This is a genomic window from Alcanivorax sp. 97CO-5 (assembly GCF_000524665.1).
Taxonomy (GTDB): domain Bacteria; phylum Pseudomonadota; class Gammaproteobacteria; order Pseudomonadales; family Alcanivoracaceae; genus Alcanivorax; species Alcanivorax borkumensis.
The window spans coordinates 50,492-75,600 of the sequence record NZ_KI965881.1 but is presented as its reverse complement, the minus strand read 5'-3'; the positions used below and the strand labels follow the sequence as shown (position 1 = coordinate 75,600).

Annotated in this window: 29 protein-coding genes; 23 read left to right on the top strand and 6 right to left on the bottom strand. The window is 54.2% G+C overall.

Annotated elements, in window-relative coordinates:
- The first annotated feature begins 24 nt into the window (after positions 1-24).
- The 14 genes from rpsH to Y017_RS04720 all read left to right on the top strand — a co-directional run bounded on the left by rpsH (position 25) and on the right by Y017_RS04720 (position 7,492).
- The gene (rpsH, locus tag Y017_RS04785) at positions 25-417 is read left to right on the top strand and encodes a 30S ribosomal protein S8 (RefSeq protein ID WP_011587699.1); all 393 of its coding nucleotides are present in this window, start codon (positions 25-27) and stop codon (positions 415-417) included.
- Positions 418-448: 31 nt separating this feature from the next.
- On the top strand, positions 449-982 hold the full coding sequence (rplF, locus tag Y017_RS04780; protein ID WP_011587700.1) for a 50S ribosomal protein L6: 534 nt from the start codon (positions 449-451) through the stop codon (positions 980-982).
- Positions 983-999: 17 nt separating this feature from the next.
- On the top strand, positions 1,000-1,350 hold the full coding sequence (rplR, locus tag Y017_RS04775; protein ID WP_011587701.1) for a 50S ribosomal protein L18: 351 nt from the start codon (positions 1,000-1,002) through the stop codon (positions 1,348-1,350).
- A 12-nt stretch (positions 1,351-1,362) separates the two neighbouring features.
- Positions 1,363-1,860: a 30S ribosomal protein S5 gene (rpsE, locus tag Y017_RS04770; protein WP_035459318.1), complete on the top strand. Its 498-nt coding sequence runs from the start codon at positions 1,363-1,365 to the stop codon at positions 1,858-1,860.
- Between the two features lie 24 nt (positions 1,861-1,884).
- A complete protein-coding gene (rpmD, locus tag Y017_RS04765; protein WP_007149547.1) occupies positions 1,885-2,067 on the top strand; it encodes a 50S ribosomal protein L30 in 183 nt (60 codons plus the stop codon).
- Positions 2,068-2,070: 3 nt separating this feature from the next.
- The gene (rplO, locus tag Y017_RS04760; protein ID WP_035459315.1) at positions 2,071-2,505 is read left to right on the top strand and encodes a 50S ribosomal protein L15; all 435 of its coding nucleotides are present in this window, start codon (positions 2,071-2,073) and stop codon (positions 2,503-2,505) included.
- Positions 2,506-2,516: 11 nt separating this feature from the next.
- The gene (gene secY / locus Y017_RS04755; protein WP_011587704.1) at positions 2,517-3,899 is read left to right on the top strand and encodes a preprotein translocase subunit SecY; all 1,383 of its coding nucleotides are present in this window, start codon (positions 2,517-2,519) and stop codon (positions 3,897-3,899) included.
- A gap of 17 nt (positions 3,900-3,916) precedes the next feature.
- The gene (rpmJ, locus tag Y017_RS04750) at positions 3,917-4,033 is read left to right on the top strand and encodes a 50S ribosomal protein L36 (RefSeq protein ID WP_008928865.1); all 117 of its coding nucleotides are present in this window, start codon (positions 3,917-3,919) and stop codon (positions 4,031-4,033) included.
- A 117-nt stretch (positions 4,034-4,150) separates the two neighbouring features.
- Positions 4,151-4,507, top strand: a complete 357-nt coding sequence (gene rpsM / locus Y017_RS04745; RefSeq protein ID WP_011587705.1) for a 30S ribosomal protein S13 — start codon at positions 4,151-4,153, stop codon at positions 4,505-4,507.
- Positions 4,508-4,543: 36 nt separating this feature from the next.
- Positions 4,544-4,942: a 30S ribosomal protein S11 gene (gene rpsK, locus Y017_RS04740; RefSeq protein WP_011587706.1), complete on the top strand. Its 399-nt coding sequence runs from the start codon at positions 4,544-4,546 to the stop codon at positions 4,940-4,942.
- Positions 4,943-4,958: 16 nt separating this feature from the next.
- Positions 4,959-5,591 (top strand): 30S ribosomal protein S4, encoded by a 633-nt coding sequence (rpsD, locus tag Y017_RS04735; protein ID WP_011587707.1) that lies wholly within the window; start codon positions 4,959-4,961, stop codon positions 5,589-5,591.
- A 20-nt stretch (positions 5,592-5,611) separates the two neighbouring features.
- A complete protein-coding gene (gene rpoA, locus Y017_RS04730) occupies positions 5,612-6,619 on the top strand; it encodes a DNA-directed RNA polymerase subunit alpha (RefSeq protein WP_011587708.1) in 1,008 nt (335 codons plus the stop codon).
- Positions 6,620-6,668: 49 nt separating this feature from the next.
- Complete coding sequence (rplQ, locus tag Y017_RS04725) at positions 6,669-7,052, top strand: 50S ribosomal protein L17 (RefSeq protein WP_011587709.1); 384 nt, start codon at positions 6,669-6,671, stop codon at positions 7,050-7,052.
- A gap of 104 nt (positions 7,053-7,156) precedes the next feature.
- A complete protein-coding gene (locus Y017_RS04720) occupies positions 7,157-7,492 on the top strand; it encodes a DOPA 4,5-dioxygenase family protein (RefSeq protein WP_011587710.1) in 336 nt (111 codons plus the stop codon).
- A 9-nt stretch (positions 7,493-7,501) separates the two neighbouring features.
- On the opposite strand, the gene Y017_RS04715 is transcribed toward Y017_RS04720, so the two are convergent.
- The 4 genes from Y017_RS04715 to Y017_RS04700 all read right to left on the bottom strand — a co-directional run bounded on the left by Y017_RS04715 (position 7,502) and on the right by Y017_RS04700 (position 13,135).
- Positions 7,502-7,879: a hypothetical protein gene (locus Y017_RS04715; RefSeq protein WP_035459313.1), complete on the bottom strand. Its 378-nt coding sequence runs from the start codon at positions 7,877-7,879 to the stop codon at positions 7,502-7,504.
- Positions 7,880-8,002: 123 nt separating this feature from the next.
- A complete protein-coding gene (locus Y017_RS04710) occupies positions 8,003-9,325 on the bottom strand; it encodes a glycerophosphodiester phosphodiesterase family protein (protein WP_035459311.1) in 1,323 nt (440 codons plus the stop codon).
- Between the two features lie 207 nt (positions 9,326-9,532).
- Positions 9,533-12,355, bottom strand: a complete 2,823-nt coding sequence (uvrA, locus tag Y017_RS04705) for an excinuclease ABC subunit UvrA (RefSeq protein WP_035459309.1) — start codon at positions 12,353-12,355, stop codon at positions 9,533-9,535.
- A 129-nt stretch (positions 12,356-12,484) separates the two neighbouring features.
- The gene (locus tag Y017_RS04700) at positions 12,485-13,135 is read right to left on the bottom strand and encodes a response regulator transcription factor (protein ID WP_011587714.1); all 651 of its coding nucleotides are present in this window, start codon (positions 13,133-13,135) and stop codon (positions 12,485-12,487) included.
- Positions 13,136-13,401: 266 nt separating this feature from the next.
- Here Y017_RS04700 and Y017_RS04695 point away from each other — a divergent pair, with 266 nt between their 5' ends.
- The 5 genes from Y017_RS04695 (at position 13,402) to gspD (ending at position 19,210) form a co-directional block, all read left to right on the top strand.
- On the top strand, positions 13,402-14,769 hold the full coding sequence (locus Y017_RS04695) for an MFS transporter (RefSeq protein ID WP_035459306.1): 1,368 nt from the start codon (positions 13,402-13,404) through the stop codon (positions 14,767-14,769).
- Between the two features lie 89 nt (positions 14,770-14,858).
- Complete coding sequence (gene ssb / locus Y017_RS04690) at positions 14,859-15,377, top strand: single-stranded DNA-binding protein (protein WP_011587716.1); 519 nt, start codon at positions 14,859-14,861, stop codon at positions 15,375-15,377.
- A gap of 26 nt (positions 15,378-15,403) precedes the next feature.
- Positions 15,404-16,132, top strand: a complete 729-nt coding sequence (gene gspN / locus Y017_RS04685) for a type II secretion system protein N (protein ID WP_035459303.1) — start codon at positions 15,404-15,406, stop codon at positions 16,130-16,132.
- Positions 16,133-16,217: 85 nt separating this feature from the next.
- Complete coding sequence (locus Y017_RS04680; protein WP_011587718.1) at positions 16,218-17,078, top strand: type II secretion system protein N; 861 nt, start codon at positions 16,218-16,220, stop codon at positions 17,076-17,078.
- An 11-nt stretch (positions 17,079-17,089) separates the two neighbouring features.
- Positions 17,090-19,210 carry a type II secretion system secretin GspD gene (gene gspD, locus Y017_RS04675; RefSeq protein ID WP_231483397.1) on the top strand — a complete coding sequence of 707 codons (2,121 nt, stop codon included), beginning with the start codon at positions 17,090-17,092 and terminating at the stop codon, positions 19,208-19,210.
- Positions 19,211-19,365: 155 nt separating this feature from the next.
- On the opposite strand, the gene Y017_RS04670 is transcribed toward gspD, so the two are convergent.
- Together Y017_RS04670 and Y017_RS04665 are read right to left on the bottom strand one after the other, a co-directional pair.
- Positions 19,366-20,391, bottom strand: a complete 1,026-nt coding sequence (locus Y017_RS04670; RefSeq protein WP_035459301.1) for a hypothetical protein — start codon at positions 20,389-20,391, stop codon at positions 19,366-19,368.
- Positions 20,369-21,868 carry an adenylate/guanylate cyclase domain-containing protein gene (locus Y017_RS04665; protein WP_035459299.1) on the bottom strand — a complete coding sequence of 500 codons (1,500 nt, stop codon included), beginning with the start codon at positions 21,866-21,868 and terminating at the stop codon, positions 20,369-20,371. Before Y017_RS04665 ends, Y017_RS04670 begins: the two co-directional genes overlap by 23 nt.
- A gap of 204 nt (positions 21,869-22,072) precedes the next feature.
- Between Y017_RS04665 and Y017_RS04660 the strand changes: the two genes are divergently transcribed.
- From Y017_RS04660 to Y017_RS04645, 4 genes are all read left to right on the top strand, one after another.
- Positions 22,073-23,044: an alpha/beta fold hydrolase gene (locus tag Y017_RS04660; protein ID WP_011587722.1), complete on the top strand. Its 972-nt coding sequence runs from the start codon at positions 22,073-22,075 to the stop codon at positions 23,042-23,044.
- The gene (locus tag Y017_RS04655) at positions 23,025-23,516 is read left to right on the top strand and encodes a nucleoside triphosphate pyrophosphohydrolase family protein (protein WP_035459297.1); all 492 of its coding nucleotides are present in this window, start codon (positions 23,025-23,027) and stop codon (positions 23,514-23,516) included. Before Y017_RS04660 ends, Y017_RS04655 begins: the two co-directional genes overlap by 20 nt.
- A gap of 305 nt (positions 23,517-23,821) precedes the next feature.
- Positions 23,822-24,505, top strand: coding sequence for a nitroreductase (locus Y017_RS04650; protein WP_035459295.1), 684 nt, complete (start codon positions 23,822-23,824; stop codon positions 24,503-24,505).
- 102 nt (positions 24,506-24,607) lie between these two features.
- A complete protein-coding gene (locus tag Y017_RS04645; protein ID WP_035459293.1) occupies positions 24,608-24,970 on the top strand; it encodes a putative quinol monooxygenase in 363 nt (120 codons plus the stop codon).
- Positions 24,971-25,109: the final 139 nt, after the last annotated feature.

The following is a 25,109-nucleotide window of genomic DNA, read 5'->3' as shown; positions in this document are numbered from 1 at the left end:
TTTAGGTAGCGGAGCGATTGCGGCATGAGCATGCAAGATACCCTGGCGGATATGTTTACACGTATCCGTAACGCCCAGATGGCCAAGAAAGTACAGGTAGAGATTCCTGCTTCAAAAGCAAAGGAAGCTGTTGCCAAAGTACTGAAGGACGAGGGCTACATCGCAGGTTACGAAGTAACTGGCGATAAAAAACCGGTAATGACGGTTGAGCTTAAATATTACGAAGGCAGTCCGGTGATCGAGAAGATTGCACGGGTAAGCCGTCCTGGTCTGCGGGTTTATAAGTCCGCGGGTGAGATCCCCAAGGTTAAAGATGGCCTTGGTGTTATGATCGTATCCACTAATCAGGGCATTATTTCTGACCGCGCAGCGCGCAAAGCCAATATTGGTGGCGAGCTGATCTGCGAAGTGTCCTAACAGAAGCGGCGTAGACAGGTTAGGTGCAGCAATGTCTAGAGTAGCAAAAAGTCCGGTAAATCTGCCTAAAGGCGTCGAGGTTAAAATCGATGGCCAAAAAGTCGCTGTAAAAGGTGGCAAAGGCAGCCTGGAGCATGAAGTTCACGAGCTGGTAGCAGTGTCCTTGGAAGATGGCGTGGTGTCGGTTAAACCCCACGACGACTCTCAGAAGGGCTGGGCGTTAGCTGGAACCACGCGTGCTCTGCTGAATAACATGGTAACCGGCGTTGCCGATGGGTTTGAGCGTAAGCTTCAACTCTTGGGTGTTGGTTACCGCGCGCAGGCTCAGGGCAAGGTTCTTAACTTGACCCTCGGTTTCTCCCATCCGGTGGCTTACCAATTGCCAGAAGGGATTACCGTTGAAACTCCGAGCCAGACAGAAATTGTCATTAAAGGCATTGATAAGCAACTGGTAGGTCAAGTTGCTGCCAATGTTCGGGCCTTCCGTCCGCCTGAGCCTTACAAGGGCAAAGGGGTGCGCTATGCTGATGAGCAAGTGCGCCGTAAGGAAGCCAAGAAGAAATAATCGTCGAGATTGATGCCATGAAAGACAAAAAAGTTGCACGTCTACGCAGGGCCAAACGCACTCGTCTGAAGATTCGCGAGTTGGGTGAAGTTCGCCTTTGCGTACATCGTACCCCGCGTCATATTTATGCGCAGGTAATCTCTGCGGCAGGCGACCAGGTGTTGGCTTCTGCCAGCACAGTGGAGAAAGATTTGCGTGCTGACGCTACCGGCAACGCTGATGCAGCGACCAAAGTTGGTCAGATCATCGCTCAGCGTGCTAAAGAAGCGGGCATTGAGCGCGTAGCCTTTGACCGTTCTGGTTTTAAATATCACGGTCGCGTAAAGGCGCTGGCTGATGCCGCGCGTGAAAACGGGCTTGAATTCTAAGGGTGCTTGGTTATGGCGAAGGTTGATCCCAACGAAGGTCTGCAGGAAAAACTGGTTCAGGTAAACCGGGTTGCTAAAGTAGTAAAAGGCGGCCGGATTTTTGGTTTTACCGCGTTGACTGTAGTGGGTGACGGCAAGGGTAAAGTTGGCTTTGGTCGTGGTAAGGCGCGTGAAGTGCCTGCTGCTATCCAGAAAGCCTTAGAAGCTGCCCGCCGCAACATGATTCAGGTGGAGCTGAATGGCACCACCATCCAGCACCCAATGAAGGCCCGTCATGGTGCCTCTAAGGTGTACATGCAGCCGGCCGATGAAGGTACCGGTGTGATTGCCGGCGGTGCTATGCGCGCCGTACTGGAAGTCGCAGGCGTTCAGAACGTACTGGCCAAGTGCTACGGCTCCACAAACCCGGTAAACGTGGTTCGGGCTACCTTCAATGGTCTGAAATCCATGGCTTCTCCGGAATCTGTGGCTGCCAAGCGTGGCAAGTCTGTTGATGAGATTCTGAACTAAGCGCAGATAAGCGGAATCGATACGATGGCTGAAAAGATCAAGGTAAAGCTGGTTAAGAGCACCAACGGCCGGCTTGAAAAGCATAGGGCTTGTGTGCGTGGTCTCGGTCTGCGCCGCATTGGCCACACCGTTGAAGTTGAAGATACCCCGTCAGTGCGCGGCATGATTAACAAGGTGTCGTACCTGGTGCAGGTAGAGGGAGAATAAGTGATGCGTCTTAATGATTTGCATCCCGCTGAAGGTTCCCGTCCGGAAGGTAAGCGCGTAGGTCGCGGTATCGGTTCCGGCTTGGGTAAGACTGGTGGCCGTGGTCATAAAGGTCAGAAGTCTCGCTCCGGTGGTTCTGTAAAGCCCGGTTTCGAAGGTGGTCAAATGCCGCTGCAGCGTCGTGTGCCGAAGTTCGGTTTCACGTCCAAGTTGGCAATGGGTACCGCTGAGGTCCGTCTAGCTGAACTAGCGAAAGTGGAAGGTGACGTGATCGATCTGGCTTCTTTAAAAGCAGCCAACATTGTTCGTCGTGACATGAAGCGCGCTAAGATTGTTCTGCAAGGTGAAATCGATCGCGCAGTGACCGTTCGTGGTGTTGGCCTTACTAAAGGCGCCCGTGAAGCGGTTGAAAAAGCTGGCGGTAAAGTCGAAGAGTAAGGCTGCGCTTTATGGCGAAGAATCGCGCTCAAACACTAAATGGTGGTGCGCCCAAAGCAGACGGTAACGCAATGCGTGAACTCTGGCGGCGTATCGGTTTTCTGTTGGGCGCCTTGGTGGTGTTCAGGGTCGGGGCGCATATCCCGGTCCCGGGCATGAACCCGGAAGCGTTGCAACAGATGTTCAACAACAACCGGGACACCATTCTTGGCCTGTTTAACATGTTCTCTGGTGGCTCACTGGAGCGCATGAGTATTTTTGCGTTGGGCATTATGCCCTATATCACGGCTAGCATTGTTATTCAGCTGATGACTGCTGTGGTACCAACCCTAGAACAGCTTCGCAAAGAAGGTGAACAGGGGCGGCGTAAAATAACCCAATACACACGTTACCTAACGGTGGTTTTGGGGGCGATCCAGTCTTTTGGCATGGTTGCCGGTCTCAATAGCCAAGGCATTACACTGCTGCCGGAGACGGCCAGCACTATGCAGCTTGCCAGCTTCTATTTTGTTGCTGTCAGCACATTGGTTACTGGTACCGTTTTCCTGATGTGGCTGGGTGAACAAATTACAGAGCGCGGTATCGGCAACGGTATTTCCATGCTGATTTTCGCCTCTATTGTGTCAGGCCTGCCTGGTGCGGTAGCACAGACCTTTGAGTCCGCGCGAACCGGAGATCTGAGCCTGATCATGATGTTGTTTGTGTTCCTGGTTGCCATGGCCGTGATTTTCGGTGTGGTCTATGTGGAACGTGGACAGCGTCGTATTACCGTAAATTACGCACGTCGCCAACAAGGCCGTCGAGTGTATGCGGCGCAGCAGAGTCATCTGCCGCTGAAAGTGAACATGGCAGGCGTTATTCCTGCGATTTTTGCCAGCTCAATACTATTGTTTCCGGCGTCATTGACCCAGTGGTTCAGTGACTCCAATCCGGATTCTTGGTGGGGTCAGGCATTGCGCAATGTGAGTGAAGCTCTGCTGCCGGGTACGCCGCTGTATATTTTGCTGTTTACCTTGGCAATTGTATTCTTTTGCTACTTTTATACAGCGCTGGTGTTTAATCCGAAGGATGTCGCTGACAACCTGAAGAAATCCGGCGCTTATATTCCGGGCATTCGCCCGGGCGAGCAGTCCGCTCGCTATATCGACACAGTGATGGGCCGTTTGACTCTGATCGGTGCGGTATACATGACGCTGGTGTGCTTACTGCCGCTGGGTCTGCAAGCTGTTGCCAATGTGCCCTTCTACTTGGGTGGTACCTCTTTGCTGATCGTCGTGGTTGTGGTTATGGACTTCTGGTCACAGGTTAATTCGCACCTGACGTCCACCCAGTACGAGAAGTTGATGAAGAAATCCAACCTGAAAGGGTATGGTGGCACCGGTCTGGTGCGTTAACGAACGAGGCGAGTGCGATGAAAGTTCAGGCTTCTGTAAAGAAGATCTGCCGTAACTGCAAAGTGATCCGTCGTAAGGGGCGTGTCATGGTGATCTGCAGTGCCGAACCCCGGCACAAGCAGCGCCAAGGTTAAGGTTTTAGTCTTCTTTTAAGTGTTTGGTTGAAATTCAGTCGGCGTAGCGCTAGACTCTGCCGCCTTTCGGCGCCTATGAGCCTGGCGCCACCCGTTTTGTGAATCGGAGATATTCGGATGGCCCGTATTGCAGGCGTTAACATCCCGGAAAATAAGCACACGGTGATTTCTCTCACCTACATCTTCGGGATCGGTCGTACCCGTGCAGAATCTATCTGTGCAACGACCGGTATTGAGCAGACCGCGAAAGTTCGCGAGCTGACCGGTGAGCAACTTGACGCCATTCGTGGCGAGGTTGCCAAGTTCTCTACCGAAGGTGACCTGCGCCGGGAAATCAACATGAACATCAAGCGTCTGATGGACCTCGGTTGTTACCGTGGTATTCGCCATCGTCGCGGCTTGCCGCTTCGCGGTCAGCGTACCAAGACCAATGCGCGTACCCGTAAAGGTCCGCGTAAACCGATTCGCAAATAAGCTGAATTAGACAGCGGCTGGATTTGGATAGGCATTATGGCTAAGTCAAAGAAAGATAGTGGCGCACGTCGTAAGAAGGTAACGCGTACCGTTGCAGACGGTATCGCCCACGTGCACGCTTCCTTCAATAACACCATCATCACAATCACTGATCGTCAGGGCAATGCGTTGTCTTGGGCGACTTCTGGTGGTGCTGGTTTCCGTGGTTCCCGTAAAAGTACCCCGTTTGCTGCCCAGGTGGCGGCTGAGAACGCGGGTAACGCAGCGAAGGACTACGGTCTGAAAAATCTTGAAGTGCGGGTGAAAGGCCCAGGTCCGGGTCGTGAATCTTCTATTCGTGCCCTGAATGGCTGCGGTTACAAGATCACCCATATTGAGGACGTAACGCCGATTCCCCATAACGGTTGCCGTCCGCCTAAAAAGCGTCGCGTGTAACGGGAGTTAGAGCAAGATGGCAAGATACATCGGTCCCAAGTGCAAGCTTTCCCGTCGAGAAGGCACTGATTTGTTCCTGAAGAGTGGTATTCGCCCTCTGGAATCTAAGTGTAAAGCTGACCAGGCTCCTGGTCAGGCTGCTGGTGCGAGCGGCCGCCGCCCAGCACGGTTGTCTGACTACGGCGTGCAGCTGCGCGAGAAGCAAAAAGTTCGTCGTACCTATGGTGTGTTAGAAAAACAGTTCCGTAGCTACTATAAAAAAGCCGCTGCCTCTAAAGGTGCTACAGGCGAAGTTCTGCTGCAGCTTTTGGAAGGGCGTCTGGATAACGTGGTTTACCGTATGGGCTTTGGCTCTACTCGTTCCGAAGCGCGTCAACTGGTTAGCCATCGTGCCATTCTGGTTAACGGTCAGTCCGTGAATGTTGCTTCTTACCAGGTTAAGCCTGGCGATCAGATCAACGTTCGTGAGAAGTCCAAGAACCAGCTGCGCGTGAAAAACGCCATGGAGCTCGCTCAGCAGCGTGGCTTTATGCCGTGGATTGAAGTTGATGATAAGAAGCTGGAAGGTACCTACAAGGCTAAGCCTGAGCGTATCGACCTGCCTGCCGAGATCAACGAAAATCTGATCGTCGAGCTGTACTCCAAGTAAGGACTGCCTGAGGGATCTCTATGACCGCCGTGAACGACTTTCTCACGCCCCGCTCGATCGCGGTCAACGCGATCAACCAGACTCACGCTAAAGTGGTTCTGGAACCGCTGGAGCGTGGTTTTGGGCACACCCTGGGGACTGCGCTGCGCCGCATCTTGATCTCCAGCATGCCTGGCTGTGCGATCACCGAGGTGGAAATCGACGGTGTGCAGCATGAATACTCTTCCATTGAAGGGGTGCAAGAAGATGTGATCAATATTCTTCTTAACCTCAAAGGCGTTGCCTTAAAAATGGAAGATAGCGAAGAAACGACCCTTGAGCTGGTCAAGAAAGGTCCTGGTGTCGTTACCGCGAATGATATCCAGCGTGATCACAGCGTTGAGATTGTTAACCCGGATCACCTGATCTGTACGATTACTGGCGACACCGAACTGCGTGTGAAGCTGAAAGTACAGAAAGGACGCGGTTATGTCGCAGCGGATTCCCGTCAGTCTGAAGATGACGAAACCCGCGGAATTGGCCGTCTGCAGCTGGATGCCAGCTACAGCCCAGTTCGTCGTGTCGCGTATGTGGTCGAAGCGGCACGTGTTGAGCAGCGTACTGATTTGGACAAGCTGGTCATTGATCTGGAAACAGACGGTACCATTGAGCCAGAAGAAGCGATTCGTCGTGCAGCAACAATTCTGCAGCAGCAAATTGCGGTGTTTGTAGATTTGGAACAGGATGCCAAGCCTGAGCCGAAGCAAGAACGTGAGGAGATCGATCCTATCTTGCTACGCCCGGTTGATGATCTTGAGCTAACGGTTCGCTCCGCTAACTGTTTGAAAGCGGAAAACATCTACTACATCGGTGATCTGGTACAGCGTACCGAGGTCGAGCTGCTGAAAACCCCGAACTTGGGTAAGAAGTCGCTGACCGAGATTAAAGATGTGCTGGCCTCTAAAGGGCTTTCACTGGGTATGCGTCTGGAGAACTGGCCACCGGTCAGCCTTCGCGACGATGACCGGTTGAACGCCAAGTTGCGCTAATTAGTTGTTGTGGACGCTGTGAAGCGCCCCTGAACATAGGAACAGAATCATGCGTCATCGCAAAAGCGGCAGAAAACTGAACCGGAACAGCTCTCATCGTCAGGCGATGTTCCGTAACATGGCTGTGTCTCTGCTGGAGCACGAAGCGATCAAGACCACGTTGCCGAAGGCTAAAGAGCTCCGTCGTGTGGCTGAGCCGCTGATCACTTTGGCCAAGGAAGACTCAGTTGCAAACCGTCGTTTAGCTTTCGACCGTACCCGTTCTAAGGAAATGGTTGGTAAGCTTTTCAACGAACTGGGGCCTCGTTACCAAGAGCGTCCGGGTGGCTACATCCGCATTCTTAAGATGGGTTTCCGTGCGGGCGATAACGCACCGATGGCCTATGTTGAGCTTGTTGACCGTCCTGAACTGGTTGACGCTGACGAAGAGTAAGCGTTAATTGTTCTAAAAAAACCGGGCGATGCCCGGTTTTTTTATGCCTGTTGCATGTGCGAATCCATGGGCTATGCTGGTGATGTAATCAACGGGCATAGCATATGGCGATCAACGGCTTCCATGCTCACGTCTATTTCGACGAGCACACCTTTTCCCAGGCTGCGGCGCTCTGCCAGGCGGCCCACCAGCGTTTTTCGATTCCCATGGGGCATATGCACCGAAAACCGGTGGGCCCACATCCATGCTGGAGCTGCCAGTTGACTCTCCCTCGGCGTCTTGTTGGAGAGGTGATTCCCTGGTTGATGGCCAGCCGAAATGGGCTCACGGTGTTTGTGCATGGCCTTAGCGGCGATGACCTGCGGGATCATACAGAACTGGTTATGTGGTTGGGTGACAGCCTGCCGCTGGATTTGAGCACCTTTGGGCTTTCCCCGTAAATCACCCTGTTAGTTTTGTGCGGTGGTTCTACCTCGATACATTATTGCTTTTTGTTCAGGACGCGGGTGTGTCTTCGCGGCTGAGTTACCTGACCTTGGGCTGATCACTTTTTGCCCGCGATAGAGGCGGGCTGAAGGGTGAGCTGACCGCTGGGGCCGTGGGTCAGCACCTTCCAGGTTGAGTAATGCGAGCCGAACCTCACCGTACAAACGCTGAAGCCCTTGTGAGCGGGTGTAGCCTGCAAAATGGGCCAGTTTGATTCGTAGTTCCGGATCGGTGAGTGAAAGATTTTCATCAAATTCAGCGCGAATTAAGCGGCGGCACTGGTTGACCAGATTAACGATGTTGTACTGCATCAGCCAACGGTGGTCTAGGGTGGATTCCATGCTCGTACTCCTCGGCCTGTATATAGCTTGGTACAAAGCAGAAAACGTGCCATCAATTCAGCCCGCCTGGTGGCGATAATGCACAGCCACAGGGCGGGCGGGGTAAAGAGCGGTGTGGCTGCGCTATTGTCGTGCGCGGGATGGGGTGTTGTGTTGTCGCAGGCAGTTGGCATAAAAGGTGGTGGTGGCGGGCCAGTCGGAAAAGACACCGATGACGCCGACTTGGCGGGCCAGTACATCCAGTAGCGTCAGGACATCGCCGTCGTTATTGGTGGCTGAAGGGATGCTTTGGTAGTACCAGCCGCCACCGTTGGCCAATAGTCCGGAGCGTTCCAGGGACCAGGCAATCATATTTACGCCGGCCTGTTGTGCGGAGCGGGCATAGACGCTTGGGATGATGCGGTTCTGGGCATCTGTGGTAACCAGCATCCATAACGGCGGGGCGATGATGTTGACCCCGTAGCCTTTCAGCGTTGCCATGTCGGGTTGCCAGGTGCCGGGGTTTTGCGGGTCGAGTCCGTTGCTGTCGCGGCCGTCTAGGTAAACCGCCTGGCGGCCAAAGGCTGGTGTGGCCGATAACCAATAGCGTACATCCTCTAGGTTGAATGATTGTGGATAGACGCGGTGGGGGCTGACGCCTGCCTCTTGGTAGTCACGGATCATTTGCCGTGCATAGTCCTGCTGGCTGTAATCACCCTGATAGGGCATGGGTACTTGAGGGGCCTTCAGTTCCGGGGTCATTTTGACTCCCAGCTGGCGGAACAGGGCGATGCTTTCCTGGTGGCTGAGCAGGGTGCCGCGTTGGCGGTAGAGCTCGGTGCGCCAGTCGGGGGTGCCATTCAGGTACTCGTCTACGGTGGTGGCTTGAGGGTTGGCGCCATCCATCTTCCCTTTCAGGGTTTTGAACTGGGCCAGAGTGATGTCACTGGTACAGCATTTCGCACTGGCGGCGTGTGTGCCATCAAACGGGCTGAACGGTTCGCTGCACTGGTTGGCCAGCTCGGTTTCCAGGATGTTGGTAGTGGTATGGAGATCGCACTGTGAATGACGGCAAACCAGCTCCCGGTCTTTGGTAAAGGTAACGTCACATTCCACAATGCCTGCGCCCATACGTGCTGCTGCACGGTAGGATTCTTCGGTGTGCTCCGGGAATTGCAGCGGCGCACCGCGGTGGCCGATGGAAAAGTCGGTCCGTCGCTGCGGGCGGTGCTCCGCGGCGCAGGCCTGTAGGGCCTCTTTGACTGGCCCGGCATCCATATCAGAGACCAAGTAATAGGGGCGAGGGCCGAGCGATACGCTACTGCTATGAGCCGTGGCGTGCTGAGGGGCTGTGCGATTGGCGTCACCTGGGGTGTTGTGATCCGGTGTCTGAGCGGCACAGGCTGTAGCGGCAGCGCCCATGGCCAGTGCTGCGATGCAGCCTTTCAATGCGTTAATCCGTTTCATGACTCGCCTCAATGATGGTGATTGGGGGGAGTCTGCAGGCGAAATATGACGGGCTGGTGAGGGGCAGGCTGCGGCTGCGTGACAGGGCGTGGGAATGTGCTATTCGTCACGGCGTAACTCTCGCGGTGCCCTTTAAGAAAGAGGCGGATAGGGGCTTGGCGTCCTTGCCGCCCCGTCGTCTGCTATGCCGGTACCAGACCCGCTGCATTATTTCAGCATGGGTTTGAGAAAGCGCCCAGTATGGCTGCCTTTAACCTTGGCGACCTCTTCTGGAGTGCCTTCGGCGATGATCTCACCGCCACCGTCACCGCCCTCGGGCCCCAGATCCACGATCCAGTCAGCGGTCTTGATTACATCCAGGTTGTGTTCGATCACCACCACGGAGTTGCCGTGGTCGGCCAGGCGATTGAGCACGTCCAGCAGGAGCTGGATGTCATGGAAGTGCAGGCCGGTGGTAGGCTCATCGAGGATGTACAGGGTGTTGCCGGTATCCCTGCGTGACAATTCCTTGGCCAGTTTGACCCGCTGGGCTTCGCCACCGGATAGTGTGGTTGCTGCCTGGCCGAGTTTTACATAGCTGAGGCCCACATCTATGAGGGTCTGGAGTTTGCGTGCCAGCGAAGGTACGGCATCGAAAAATTCGCGAGCATCTTCAATGGTCAGATCCAGCACCTCGAAAATGTTCTTACCCTTGTAGGTGATCTCCAACGTTTCCCGATTATAGCGCTGGCCATTGCAGACTTCGCATGGAACATAGATATCTGGGAGGAAGTGCATCTCGACTTTGATAACCCCGTCCCCCTGACAGGCTTCACAGCGTCCCCCTTTAACATTGAAGCTGAAGCGCCCTGGCTTGTAGCCGCGGGCGCGTGCTTCCTGGGTGCCCGCGAACAATTCCCGCACCGGGGTGAAAATACCGGTGTAGGTGGCCGGGTTGGAGCGCGGGGTGCGACCGATGGGACTTTGATCGATATCCACCACCTTGTCGAAATGCTCAAGCCCTTCAATGGATTCGTGAGGGGATGGCGTCAGAGTTGTAGCCTTATTGAGTTTGGTCGCGGCCAGGGGGTAGAGCGTGCCGTTGATCAACGTGGACTTTCCGGAGCCCGATACGCCGGTGATACAGGTCAGTAAGCCTACGGGAATGTTCAATGGCTGGCCTTTGAGGTTGTTCCCTGTGGCTCCGAGCAAGGTTAACCATCGGTCATCATTGTGTGGACGGTGTTGAGTGGGGACCGCTATTTTTTTGCGGCCGGATAGGTAATCGCCAGTTAATGAATCTGGGTTGTCGGCTACATCTTGGGCGCTGCCTTGGGCGATGACCTTGCCACCGTGAACGCCCGCTCCTGGGCCAATATCAATAACGTGGTCGGCCAGTCGGATGGCGTCTTCATCGTGCTCTACAACCAGTACGCTATTACCCAAGTCGCGAAGTCGAGTCAGAGTATTGAGCAGGCGCTCGTTGTCGCGCTGGTGCAAACCGATTGAGGGTTCGTCCAGTACATACATGACACCCACTAGACCCGCGCCTATTTGGCTTGCGAGGCGAATACGTTGAGCTTCGCCGCCGGACAGGGTCTCTGCGCTGCGTTCAAGGGTTAGGTATTCCAGTCCTACATTGACCAGAAATTGCAGCCGGTCACTAATTTCCTTGAGGATTTTGCCGGCGATTTCGCCACGGCTGCCGGGCAATTTCAGATTGCTAAAATAGGCATGGGCTTTACCAACGGGAAGTCGAACCACTTCGGGGAGAGTGGTTTGCTCAATGAAAACATGACGGGCAGCTTCACGAAGGCGTGAGCCGTTGCAGCTTGGGCAACTAGAGGTGGACATGTAGCCGAGCAAATCTTCTCTAACTGCATCAGATTCGGTTTCCCGGTAGCGGCGCTCCATGTTCGGGATGATCCCTTCGAATGGATGGTTGCGTTTGATGATGTCACCACGGTCGTTTAGGTAGCGGAATTCGATACTTTCCTTACCAGTACCATGCAGCACCTTGCTGCGGACCTCTTTGGGGAGATCTTTAAACGCCGTATCCATGTCGAAACCAATGCTCTGGGACAGCGAGTTGAGCATCTGGAAGTAATAAACGTTGCGGCGGTCCCAGCCGCGGATGGCGCCTTCGGAAAGAGAAAGTTCATCGGAGTTGATCACTTTGCCTTCATCGAAGAACTGTTTTATGCCCAGGCCATCGCAACTGGGGCAGGCACCAGCTGGGTTATTGAAGGAAAACAGGCGCGGTTCTAGTTCGGGGATCGAGTAACCACAGGTAGGGCAGGCGAATTTGGCAGAGAATGTGGTTTCTTCCCCTTCCCCTTCCATGGGGGCTATTACGGCGATATTGTCGGCCAGATTTAGCGCCGTCTCGAATGACTCTGCCAGCCGGTTCTGTAGGTCGCTGCGGACTTTGAAGCGATCCACCACCACTTCGATAGTGTGCTTTTTGTTTTTGTCTAGGTCCGGCGTATCATCCATGTCGTAGATGCGGCCATCAATGCGAGCCCTGATAAAGCCTTGGGCGCGTAGCTCTTCGAATAGATGGGCGTGTTCACCCTTCTTTTCGCGGATTACTGGAGCCAGCAGCATGAGTTTGCTGCCTTCTTCCATGGCCAGTACTTGGTCTACCATCTGGCTGATGGTCTGCGCGGCTAGCGGGGCGCCATGTTCGGGGCAGCGGGGCTCTCCAACTCGGGCGAAGAGTAGACGCAGGTAGTCGTAGATTTCGGTAATGGTGCCCACAGTGGAGCGAGGGTTATGACTAGTAGACTTTTGTTCAATGGAAATCGCTGGACTCAGCCCCTCGATGTGATCCACATCGGGCTTTTCCATCATTGATAGAAACTGGCGGGCGTAGGTGGATAGTGACTCCACATATCGGCGCTGCCCTTCTGCGTAAAGGGTGTCGAAGGCGAGGGAAGATTTGCCGGAGCCTGACAGACCGGTAATAACCACCAGTTTGTCCCGGGGAATATCCAGGTCCACGTTCTTCAGATTATGGGTGCGTGCACCGCGTACTACGATGGTATCCATAGAGTAAAACGCCCGTTTCAGACTACTGTCAAAATGAACAGGGCAGTATAAGGGACGCCGGGCGCATGATGCCAGCCGCAGAACGTGAAAAGCTGGTGTCTGGCATCATGCATGGTGAGACTTGGGTGACTATAGGTTTTCCTGGGCCCAGTTCACCGCTTGTAGTCTGTTGGAGGCGTTGATTTTCTTGAAAATATTGTAGATGTGGGTCTTGATGGTGTGTGGGCTCAGGTTCAGGCTGCAGGCGATGTCGGAGTTCTTTGCGCCTGTGGCCATCACCTTCAGCACCTCAACTTCCCGGTCGGTTAGGCTGACCTCGCTGCGTGAAAACGTCTTGTTGAAAGTGCGGCTTTTCATTAGGTAGGTTTGCAGCACGGCGCGAGGGAACCATAGTTCACCATCGAGAATTGCCTTGAGGCCTTTGCTTAGAAGGGCCTGGGGACAGTCGTGCTGGAAGCCGCCGTTGACCATGGGAAGCCCGGCGAGCTTGGAGAGTGACTCATCGCTGTCAACGTTGAAAACCGCGATCAAGACATCGCTCTCCACTTCTTGGTCTGCTTCTAGTAGGTGGGCGATGACTTCGTTAACGTCTACGGAGTGGTAGTCCACCAGGAATAGGTTCTGACCGTTTTCGCGCAGGGCATCAATGGTAATATCCAGGGCAGTGGGAATACTTTTGGCTGCCATGTCTTTCTTGACGAGGAATTCGGTAAGCAGGGCGTTTTGCAGTTGTTGGCTGCCTACTACGTAAACTTGTTGGATATGTTCTTGGCTATTCATTGCTCTCGTCCGTGATTGCTTAGGCTTAAAACCTAAGAAAAAAAACTGATCAGCCTGTCAATTTATCACCGCTTTGACGGGGGTTCAATTTGAAGCATTGGAGTTTTGCGGTTTTCACGATTAAAAGTTGCCTGCAGTGAGGGCGTCGCTCGGGTTCTGATGGAGCCGGAATCTGCTACACTGCGTGCCCTTTTGTATCGGTCAGGTCTGCGGTAGCCATTCGTTGCGGCGTCCGGACCTCTCCGGGTTAGGAGCGATAACGGTTCATGACGGCATCATCTTCTCATGCTCTGCAACGGACAGAACTGAAGGCCACTGGCTATCTGGCAACGATTTTTGCGTTGCGGATGTTCGGTCTGTTCATGATTCTGCCTATTTTTGCCGTTTACGGGCAAGCTCTTGAAGGGGCTTCACCGCTATTAATTGGTACTGCTATTGGTGCCTACGGCTTGATGCAGGCATTGCTACAGATCCCTTTTGGTATGTTGTCGGATCGCTTTGGGCGCCGGCCGCTATTGCTTATCGGCCTATTGCTGTTTATTGCTGGCGGCGCGGTAGCCGCGATGAGTGACCACATTTACGGGGTCATTGCCGGGCGTGCTTTGCAAGGCGCAGGGGCGATTGCCAGTGTCATTATGGCACTGATCGGGGATGTTGTGACTGAAAAGCATCGCACCCGAGCTATGGCTTTGATTGGTATGTCGGTGGGCGGCTCTTTTGTTCTTGCACTGATTTTGGGGCCCTTGCTGGCTGGGTGGCTAGGTTTGTCTGGCCTATTCTGGATGACGTCAGTGTTGGGTGGTTTCGCTTTGCTGGTGGCGTTTGTGGTGCCGGCGCCAAAAGCCTTGCAGGGTGAGGCGCTGCCTGTATCAGAACGGTTCCGTCGGGTGTTGGGGAGCAAGACATTGCTGCGTTTTGATGTGGGTATTTTTAGCCTGCACTTGATTATGACCGCATCTTTTGTGGTGGTGCCGGCGTTGCTCAGCGATCGATTGGGGCTGACATTGCAAAGTCACAGCCTGCTGTATCTGGCGGTTCTGGTGGCTGGGTTTGTGGCCATGGTGCCATTAATTATCCGCGCGGAGCGCCGAGGGGCGGTTCCCATGAAGCGATTGGCGGTGGTGTTGCTGGCGCTCTCTCAGCTGGTGTTGGCGTTAGCTGGGGCGCAATTGTGGCATTTCGTTTTGGCATTATTGGTTTTCTTTACCGCTTTTAATCTACTAGAGGCCTTGCTGCCCTCTTTAGTCGGGCGCGCGGCGCCGGCGGGTACGCGGGGAACGGCTATGGGGGTGTACTCAACCAGTCAGTTCCTGGGCGTCTTTGTCGGCGGACAGATGGGCGGAGCCCTTTATCAATGGGTTGGGGCAGAAGCGGTCTTTTACAGCTGTGGTGTGTTGGCTCTGTTCTGGTTGCTGGTGCTGGTAGGAATGAAAGAGTTGCCCCGGCTGGATAATCGGGTGCTGTCATTGGCCCCTGGGAATGATTGGGCTGCTTTGGCTGAGCGGCTGAGATCTGTCCCCGGGGTGGTGGAAACAGTGGTCGTGGAAGAGCAAGCACTGGCCTTGCTGAAAGTGGACTCCAGTCTGTTGGACGAGCAGCAGTTACTGGGTGTCGCGGGGACCGGGCAAAGCTGACACAATGGACGGCTTCACGAATTTGTCGTCCATCAATGATGGTAGGATTTCAGACAGTAGCTAGACCATAAGAAGTCACGGAGAGAAACATGGCGCGCGGCGTTAATAAGGTAATTTTGATCGGTAATCTGGGTGCGGATCCGGAAACCCGCTTTATGCCCAGCGGTGGCGCGGTCACGAATGTGCGCTTGGCCACCAGCGAGAGCTGGAAAGACCGCCAGAGCGGCCAAATGCAGGAACGCACTGAGTGGCATCGGGTGGTGCTCTTCAACAAACTAGGCGAGATTGCCGGTGAGTATCTGAAAAAGGGCTCCAAAGTTTACATTGAAGGCTCTATCCGTACCCGCAAATGGCAAGGGCAGGATGGTCAAGACCGTTATACTACCGAGATTGTGGCCAACGAGATGCAGATGTTAGATGGCCGTGGTGATGGTGGTGGTCAGGGTGGTTATTCCCAGTCCGCTGCCCCTCAAGGCAATCAGGGTGGCTACGGTAATGATGGTCAGCCTGGAGCCGGTAGTGGCCAGCCAGCACAGAACCAAAACACCAATCAGGGCGGTGGTTTCAGCGGCCCAGCGGATGACTTCGACGACGATATTCCGTTCTGAATGACGGACAGGAAACCGGCCCCGTTATGCCTCGAAAAATAACACTAGCGCTGCTTTTTGGCGTTAGTCTGCTGCTGTTTTTACTGCTACTAATGCCTGCGGCTGTGTTGGTAGAGCGTGTTCCGGCGCTGCGGCCGGGTGGTGCACCGTTGGTTCTGACCAACCCCCAGGGGGTTTGGTGGGACGGGAAAGCCAATTGGCAATGGCAACGCCGCCAGGGCTCTGTGCAATGGTCGCTAGACTGGCACGGATTAGTGCCAGGGTTGACATTGAAAATGCGTACCACCGATGATGCAGCGCGCCTGTCGACTTGGTTGGGCGCGGACTGGGGGGATTGGCAACTGCAGCATGCGCGGCTTTCCTTGCCTATGGCACTGGTGACAGAGCACATTCCCCAGGGTAGTGCGAGTGGGCGCGTGGACGCGACGTTGATGCAGCTTTCCTTTGGCGATAGTAGGATCAAGCAGTTGCAAGGCACGCTCCAGTACAGTGGCGGTACCGTGAGTTGGGGGCGTAATGGCTCGGCGTTGGTGCCGGTATTGCAGGGTCGTTTAAGCATGAATAATGAACAACCCACACTGCAGGTGGAGGACCCGGATAATAATTCGCTATTGGATGCTAGGTTAGCTAATGGGCGTTTTGAGCTAGAGGTTCGGCGAGCTTGGCCTATGCTATTGGGCGTGAGTCAGGGCGGCGACCCGGACGATGTGGTATTCCAGATGTCGCAACCTCTTGTCTTGTTCGGTGGTCAGTAACACTATACTGCAATAATAAACAGTAGAATTCGGCAGGTTTGTAGCCTTGCATCGGTAATAACGATAAGGAAGTCGCGGGACGGTTATGTCGCAACTGGCGAGTTGGGTAAAACAACAGCAATGGGGGGCGCCGCTTCGGTGGGTGATTGCTGTATTGCTGGTGGTCGCGATGGCCTATGTGCTGGCGCAGACCGTATGGCTACTGTGGTATGGTCCCAGTGAGCGAGTGCAGAGCAATAGCAAGACGCGCTTGGATGTATCGTCGTCTGGCGACGCGCCGATTCTATCTCAGTCCCAGGTGGATGGCTGGCAGTTGTTTGGCCAGTATGAGGCGGCAGCCAGTATCGATAAAGACCGGCCGACAGATGCCCCTGATACCCGGTTGCGCCTGGAACTGTTAGGTGTTTTTCAGAATGCCGATACCAAACGGGCTACGGCGATTATTGCTGAGAAGGGCAAAGAAGGTGAGCTATACCATATCGGGGATAGCATTCCCGGTAATGCCAAGTTAGAAGAAGTGTATCCAGATCGGGTTATCTTGCGTCGAGCAGGTCGGCTGGAAACACTGCGCTGGAGTGATTCTGTGTTGGGAGGAGTCGCTCAAGTCAAGCAAAAGCCTACACCGCCGCCGAGTCGTAACCGCACTGTAGCACAAGGCAGCCCCGCGGATTTGGCGCGCCAGCGCAAAACGATTATTGGCCAGCTGGGGCTGGACCCTATTGATAAGAGTGGCAGTGCTGGTTATCGGTTGGGTAAAGGTGCACCAAAACAATTGCTTGCGCAGGTTGGTCTACGAAGCGATGACGTAATTCTCTCGGTTAACGGGCATCCGCTAGGAACAGAAAGCAACGACGTGGCGGCTCTGCGTTCGTATCAGGACACCCAGAAAGCATCCATTGTGGTGCAACGGGGTGACCAACAATTTACCGTGAACTATCCGCCTTAATGAGTGGTTTTATGACGCCTTTTTTCAGAACGTCTTTATCAAAAATAATGCTGCTGCTAGCGCTGTCCGCTGTCATGGTGACCTCGCTTCACGCGCAGACAACGAACCAAGTACAGGCCAGCGATGACGGTGAGAGCTGGACGGTAAATATTCGCAATGCGGACATTCAGGCGTTTATCAGCCAGGTGGCCCAGATGACCGGCAAGAACTTTGTGGTGGATCCGCGGGTTCGTGCGCGGGATGTCACTGTGGTATCTACTAAATCCCTGACCTCTAATGAGGTGTATGAATTATTCTTGTCCGTATTGCAGGTCCATGGTTATGCGGCCGTGTCGGTCGGTGACATTACCAAGATTGTGCCTAATACCACGGCTAAACAAAGTAATCTTCCGTTAGTCGACAAGGGGAGCTCTTCCGGTGAGGAGCTCGTCACCCGCGTCATTGCGGTTGAGAGCACGCCGGTGGAAGAATTGGTTCCTGTGCTGCGCCCATTGGTCCCTCAATATGGCCATTTGGCTGCTGTCGGGTCCGCCAATGCACTGATTATCAGCGACCATCTGGATAACATTCGTCGTATGGAGGCGATTATCTCCAGCCTTGATAGCGCGGAATCGGAAGATGTTCAGGTGCTGAAATTGAAACATGCATTTGCCGGTGACATGGTGAAAATGCTGGAAAGCCTGACACCACAGACCGGTGGGCGCGGGGGTAAATCCGCTGAAGGTGGTGTTATCGTCGTGGCAGATGAGCGGACCAATCGACTGATCATTAAAGGTGACCGTGTTACCCGCCAGCGAATGCTACAGATGGTTCGCAGCCTAGACACCGAGGAAACGAACAATAGTGGTGCGAAGGTTATTCGCCTAAGCCATGGTGATGCCAAGAGCATGGCCGAGTTGTTGAAGAACTTTGTTGATGGTGCCTCGGTGAACAGGGCTGGGGGCGATGGCAAGACGACCTCCGTTGCGTTGAATAACAACGAGGTGTCGATTCAGGCGGATGAATCGTTGAATGCGCTGGTAGTTCGTGCCAAACCAGCAATGATGAAACAAATACAATCGGTAATCAGCAAGCTGGATGTGCGCCGGGCACAAATCCTGATTGAGGCGGCCATTGTGGAAATTTCTGGGGAGCAAGGGAAAAACCTGGGCTTCCAGTATGTAGGCGGTAGCAATGAAGATGGCGTTGGCGCCGTTAACTTCGGTGGTAATGGATTAAGCGTCAACTCTGTCGTCCAGGCGCTGGCCTCGGATGATCCGTCTGGACTGAGCCTAGGCGATGGGATTACTGCTGGGTTAGGGGAAACCGATTCCGACGGGGACTTGAAATGGGGGGCATTGATTCAAGCTCTATCCACCTCATCAGATGTGAATCTCCTTTCCACCCCGAGCATTCTAACCCTGGATAATGAAGAAGCGTCCATCATCGTTGGCGAGAATGTCCCGTTTGTGACCGGGCAGAGCACCAATACCGGTTCGGGGGTGTCCAACCCATTTACCACGATTCAACGTGAGGACGTGGGCCTGACGTTAAAAGTTACTCCTCACGTGGCCGGACTCTCTACCATTCGCTTGGAGTTGGAGCAGGAAAGCTCTGCAGTGAAGGACTCGGCGGGTGATGCCGTTGATATCGTGACGACCACTCGTAAGCTGCAAAGCACCGTATTGGCTGATGATGCAGAAACCATCGCTCTGGGTGGGCTGATCAAAGATGATATCCGGGTGACGGTTCGAAAAGTGCCGTTTCTAGGCGATATTCCGGTGTTGGGCTTTTTATTTCGCTCAACCAGCAAGGACAGGGTGAAGAGTAATCTGATGGTTTTCCTAAAGCCGACGATTCTAGGCAATAATGATCGATTGGTAGAAATGAGCCGTGATAAATACATGGGGCTGACGGCCCTTCAATTCCGGCTTAATGATGACGGAGAGTTGGAGCAGGTTGAGAAAAACCCTATTCCGCAGAGTTTGGATCATATCTTTGAGGGGCGGACTCCGGTGCCACAGGATTTCCGTGATGCCTACTTCAACCAGCAGAATAGACCGGTACCGGCCACCAAAAAAGACATTGAAGATAAGCGGCCGAAAACGGTACCCGGAGTTGATCGCCAAGCAGAAGGAGATTCTGATCTGTAGGGCTGCATAGGGTTTCTGTGGCATAAAAAACGCGCTTCGGCGCGTTTTTTTATGCGCCACTCTGCGCTTGAAAAACGACTTATGATTTATGCAGCATGCTATGAATTCGACTTAAAAGTAGCCTGTTAGGAAAGGGATGCAGCATTTGGAAACGGTCAGGGTTGTTCCAGGTCGCGTAGGTTGTTCAACACCCGCTCACTGCGTTCGAGTTTCTTGTTCAGCTCTTCGTTATCTGGGTACAGCGGAGCTATCTGTTTCCAGATTCGGTAGGCCTCGCGATACTGTCCGTGGGCATAGAGGGCTTCGCCAGTATTTATTTCTTCGGCAAAGCGCCGTCGGCACCATTGTTCAAGGCGTTTGCGGTGTGAAGCCAGTGCAGGGTTGTTTTTCTGTTGGTTTAGGAAGGCCCGTGCGGACAGTAATGATTGCAGTTGGCCATTGCGCTGATAGCGGGTCATTAACTGTTCGGCCTCAGCCTGCAGAGCCCGGTTACGCTTGGCGCGGGCTCGCCGTTGTTCATTGTTGAGCACTTGCTGCGCCTGAGCCAGTTTGGGTGCTGGTTCGGCCTCTGGTGCCAACTGATGGGCGTAGCGGAGCAGGTTGCGGGCCTGAACCCATTGCTCCTGATCCGCGAAATAGTTGCCCAGAGTGGTAAGGTCTGCGATCAGTAATTCTCGCTCTTCGGCCAGTGCCTGACGCTCCTGCTTTGCCGCTAAAGCGTGAAAGTCGGCAAGATGAAGTGCCAGATCCTTGTTACTCAACAAGGCTTGCGCTTGGGCCTGGCGTCGCTCGGCTAGCAACGGATTAAGCTGACGGGCTTCCATCGGGACCAGAGTATTGCGGAGTTCATCAATGGCGGAAGAGTCCAGTACCTTGTCGCGGTTGGTTTCCAGCAGGGTAAAGGCAGCGTCCCATTGTTGTTTTCGGGCCAGTTCTTCTGCGTGCTGAACGACGTGGAGCCGATACTCTTGGCTGGCCAGGCGAACGCCAGCGTACTGTTCTTGAAGGATGGCATACTGCGGGTGTTTAGGATCTGCCTGTTCGATGATCTGCGCGGCTTTGGCGTAGTCGTGTTGCTCCAGCGCCGCACTGACATCGTTTTCTGGGTGGGGGTTGGCGAAGGTGGTGCAGCCGGCCAGTACCGTGGCTAGGGTTAGGCTACTCGCCTTGTACACGTTCATGCTCCGTATTCAGTTTTGCCAGAAACTGGGCAATACGCTGTTCCATTAGGGTTTCGGACAAGGCGTGAACACCATCAATGCGGTGAGTGCTCACTGGTTGCTCTTTGCCGCGAATGCGCATGGCTCCGCATTCCGTGGCGCGTACCCGTGAGGCAATGTTGGGATTGGACAGTAGCGGTGCTGCGGCAATGATCTCGTTGCCTCCAGCCATATTTGACAGTCGGGAGGCCAGATTTACTGCGTCGCCGACTACGGTGTATTGCATGCGATCGCGCGAGCCCAAGTTGCCAGCCAGCATAGCGCCGGAATTGATGCCGATGCGGAATGTAACGGTGGTCTCGCCTCGGGCATTGCGGTATTCATTCAGGCGTTTTACTAGCCGCTGAATCATTACAGCACAACACAGCGCATGGAATAGGTGCTCGTCATCTTTTTCTGGCACCCCGAACACGATCATGGCGCAATCGCCCATGTACTTGTCAATGGTCCCTCGGTAAAAGCTGGTAGCTGTGGTGATAGCATCGAAATAGACATTGAGCATGTCGGCGATTGCGTCTGGTGCCAAGTTCTCGGATAGACGGGTAAAGCCGACGATGTCCGCAAAGATCACGGTTGCAGAAACGTCACGACCACCTAGTTGCACCTGATCCAAATCGGCCATCATGTTACGGGCCACGGATGGGCTGACGAAGCGTTGCAACACACGCTCTACTTGGTCCTTTTCTAGCATGCCATGAGCCATGGTGTTGTAAGCCTCAATCAGGCCGCCGATTTCATCGTTGCGGCGGTCCTGAATGCGATAGTTCAGGTCGCCCTTGCGCATGGCACTGGTGGCGGCCAGCAGGTCATGAATGGGTTGGGCCAGCCGGCGGCTAATCAGGAAGGCGACGACAATGGCGATCACGCTCATGATGAGCGTGGCGGTGATCATGGTGTCCCGCACCGCTTGGCGGGCGGCCATAATGGGGCGGTCCGAGAGGGAAATGGCGGTATGGCCGGCGACCACATCGCTGATCTTGATGGGGGCGTAGTATGTTGTGATGGGTTCGTCTTCCAGGTCCCAGCGTTTTACCTGCTCGTGCAGAGGTGAGGCGGCCAGCGGCAGAATGCCCGCTTTATCGGTCAGGTTGCCGTCGCGGCCAAACAGGGCGGCGCCACGCACGCTTTCACTTCGGGTCAGGTTGTTGAGTTGCACTTTGAGGAAAAAGGTATCGTCAGCTAATAGGGGTTCACGGACGGTATTAGCCAGCTGTTGGGCAATCGCGGTGCCGAAGCTATCAGCTTGGTCGCGCATGCGACTGAGTTGGTTATTGAGTAACAGGGTGCCGAGGATGGTCATGCCGCAGAGAATCAACAGAGAGATGGATAGCCCAAGCTTCCAGGCTACCGGGAAATACGCCGGGATATAGGGCGCCAGCCACTCGCGAAGGCGGGTGCGGCGGGGGGCGGATTGTTCGGTTCCCTTTGGCGTGCTCACGTTTCGTCCCTGATGTGGCTATGCGAGTAATCCTGTGTGTCTCTGTGTCCGTCAGACCGCCTACTACAGGCTTGGTCTACGCTTGTCAGCGGTGTTCCTTGCTGTCAAATTCAAGTATGTGTTATGCCAACAATAGCATTTTAGTGATGTCGGGTAAGTAGCCGCTTGACTGTTTGTTTCCCAGCCTTGAATTAGGATATGAGTATGGCCTTTACGCGAGAGCGACAAGTCAGTGCAAATGGGTTGGATTTCTTTGTGGCGGAGGCCGGTGTGGCCGGTTTGCCGCTGGTGTTGTGCTTGCATGGTTTTCCGGAGTGTTGGGCCTCTTGGCGGTATCAGCTACCGGTGCTAGCTCAGTCTGGTTATTACGCGGTGGCACCGGATTTGCGTGGTTATGGTTTTACCGATGCCCCTAAAGACGTGGAGGCTTACCGGCAAAGTAAGTTGGTTGAGGATGTGATGGCATTGATTCGGGTGCTGGGCTACGACAGTGCCATCCTAATAGGACATGACTGGGGGTGTGCGCTGGCTTGGCAGGTCGCCCGTTGTTACCCGAAATCGATTAAGGCAGTTATCGGTATGTCGGTTCCCTATGGCGGCCCAGCACCGGTGCCGCCCACGGCAGCCATGCGTAAGCTGTTTGAAGATCGATTTTTCTACATGCTGTATTTCCAGCAAACAGGTTTGCCGGAGCAGGAACTTGAGGCGGATGTATCGCACAGCTTGCGTTGTATTTTTCATGCCTTATCCGCTGACGGCATTGCGGACTTCAATGTGAAGCCGGACGATACCGGCTTTCTTCAGTCCATGCCCGTTCCTGAAGCCCAACCGCGTTGGATGCGAGAGGAAGATCTGGCTTACTACGTGGAGCGTTTTGAGCACAGTGGTTTTACCGGCGCAATCAATTGGTACCGGTCCATGGATGCCTCCTGGGAGGAAAGTCGCAATGCCAGCAATTGGCAAATTCCCATGCCGATATTATTTATAGGAGGCTTGCAGGACCCGGTCCTCATGTTTAGCCAGAAAGCGCTACAGCGTATGCCTGACTATATGCCGGACCTGCGCACGGTGATGCTGGATCAGTGTGGCCATTGGATTCAGATGGAGCAGGCCTCTGAAGTTAATCGAGAGATCTTGGCGTTTTTGGAAGAAGTCGATGGCGATAAAATCGAATAACAGTAACTTTCACAGGGTAGCCGAATTTCATCGCGCTTTTTCTTTGCCGGTGGAGCCGCAGCCAGTAGTACCAGACGATGCCACTGTGCGGTTGCGGTTGGCTTTACTGCTGGAAGAATTTTACGAGCTGGTCGAAGCCACTTGCCAGGAGGTGAGCGAGGGACAACGAAAATTTCTCATGACCCTTGCTCAGGCTCGCGAACAACTGGAAGAGTTAGAGGGTTTTCAGGTGGATTTGGTGGAGGTGGCGGACGCGCTCACTGACATTAATTATGTTACTTACGGCGCAGGCCACACTTTTGGTATCGATCTGAATGCCTGCTGCAAGGAAGTGCATTGCAGCAATATGAGCAAGCTGGGTGCCGACGGTCAACCGGTGAAAGATGAACGAGGCAAGGTGCTGAAAGGCCCTGCGTATTCGCCTCCATCGCTGGCCCAGGTATTGGCAAACCAGGCCGGCGGTGCCGAATAGCGGCAAGTGGCTAGTGGGGTTGTATTTATCGTGGAGATTAAAGTGGTGAAAATCTGATTCATATCAAGACGAAATGGCGCGATGGGTAGCACTATAACTGCGGGATTTGATCCCGCTGCGTATGTTTCCAGTTGTCCCTGGAAACCATTAGGCCCCGTTTTCGGGGCCTTTTTTTCTTCTCTGCAGCCTTTCATTGATTATGCAACACGTGTGGTGCGTGTCGCATAAATAGCCTGGTCGTTAAGGTCATCGTTTCTGCCCTCTTGCCCGGTTAGACTCGAGGCGAGTTTTGACAGGAGCCATTCATGACCGCCTATGATATTTCCTTGGCTGACGCCATGATCCAGCGCCGCTCAGTTCGCGGTTTTACTGATAAGCCAGTGCCCAAGGCGGTGATGGATGAGGTGTTCTCTCTTGCGCAGCACTCGCCATCCAACTGCAATATTCAGCCCTGGAAAGTGTGGGTTGCCTCCGGAGCCGTACGTGATGCGCTGCGCGAGCGGATGATCGAGAAGGTCACCAATGGTGTGCCCTTTGCTCCAGATTATGATGGCCCGCCTAGGTTTGAAGGGGTATACCGGGAGCGCCAAGTCGATTGTGCCATGGCGTTATATGGCAGCATGGGTATTGCCCGTGAAGATCGTCCTGGCCGGCAGCGAGCAGAGCTGCGTAACTTCGAACTGTTTGATGCTCCCCATGTGGCTTTTATTGGCATGGAGCGCAACTTTGGCGTCACCGTAGGGTTGGATGTGGGAATGTATGTGCAGTCGTTGTTGCTGTCCATGAGTGCCTATGGGCTGGGAGCGTGTGCCCAAGGCAGCATGCGTTACTATCCGGATGATGTACGGGACATGCTAGGGATTCCTTCTTCCTCGGCTATCGTGTTGGGCATCAGTTTTGGTTACGAAGATCCGGAAGTGGCCGCCAACAAGGCTCGGGTTGGTCGCGTGCCGCTTTCCGACTCGGTGCAGTTTTGCGATAGCGTGTGATCTGAGGGCTTGTTCCACTGACTGTGTAACAAGGGCTCTCAGGCAGCGGTGGCGCAATTGTGTTAGGATAGGGTTTCTCACCAGCGTAGCGAACCCTCCTCCATGATTATAGTGAAAGGCTCCTTTCCCATAAAAGAAGACGAACAGCCCGATGCGTTGGCGCTGGTGCAAGCGCTTGCTAGTGCGTCGCGGGGGGAGCGGGGATGTTTGGCCTATGAAGTGTATCTGCAGGCCGATGCGCCACGAGTAATTATGGTGTGGCAGCAGTGGTCGAACCTTGATGCGCTGGAAATCCACTTTGGCTCCGAGCACGTGGGCGCCTTCCTGGATGCCATTCCCGACATGATTGATGGTGATGTCACTTCTGCTCGGTTTGATGTGTCCAGCATGGATGGCGACCCCATTATAGAAGAGGTGGGCGAGATTGTGCCCATGGTGCTGGCGGACAATATTATTTTGCACTGACTCCGCGTTTTCCCCTTGGCCCTGCGCTGGCCCTTCTCGCTTATCGTTACTTCCCGTTTATACGGTTCGCAGTTTCCCATCGGTGTTGTGTCGTGGTTGGTCAATGTCTCCCGCCTCACTCTGGGTTACTCTGTTTGGC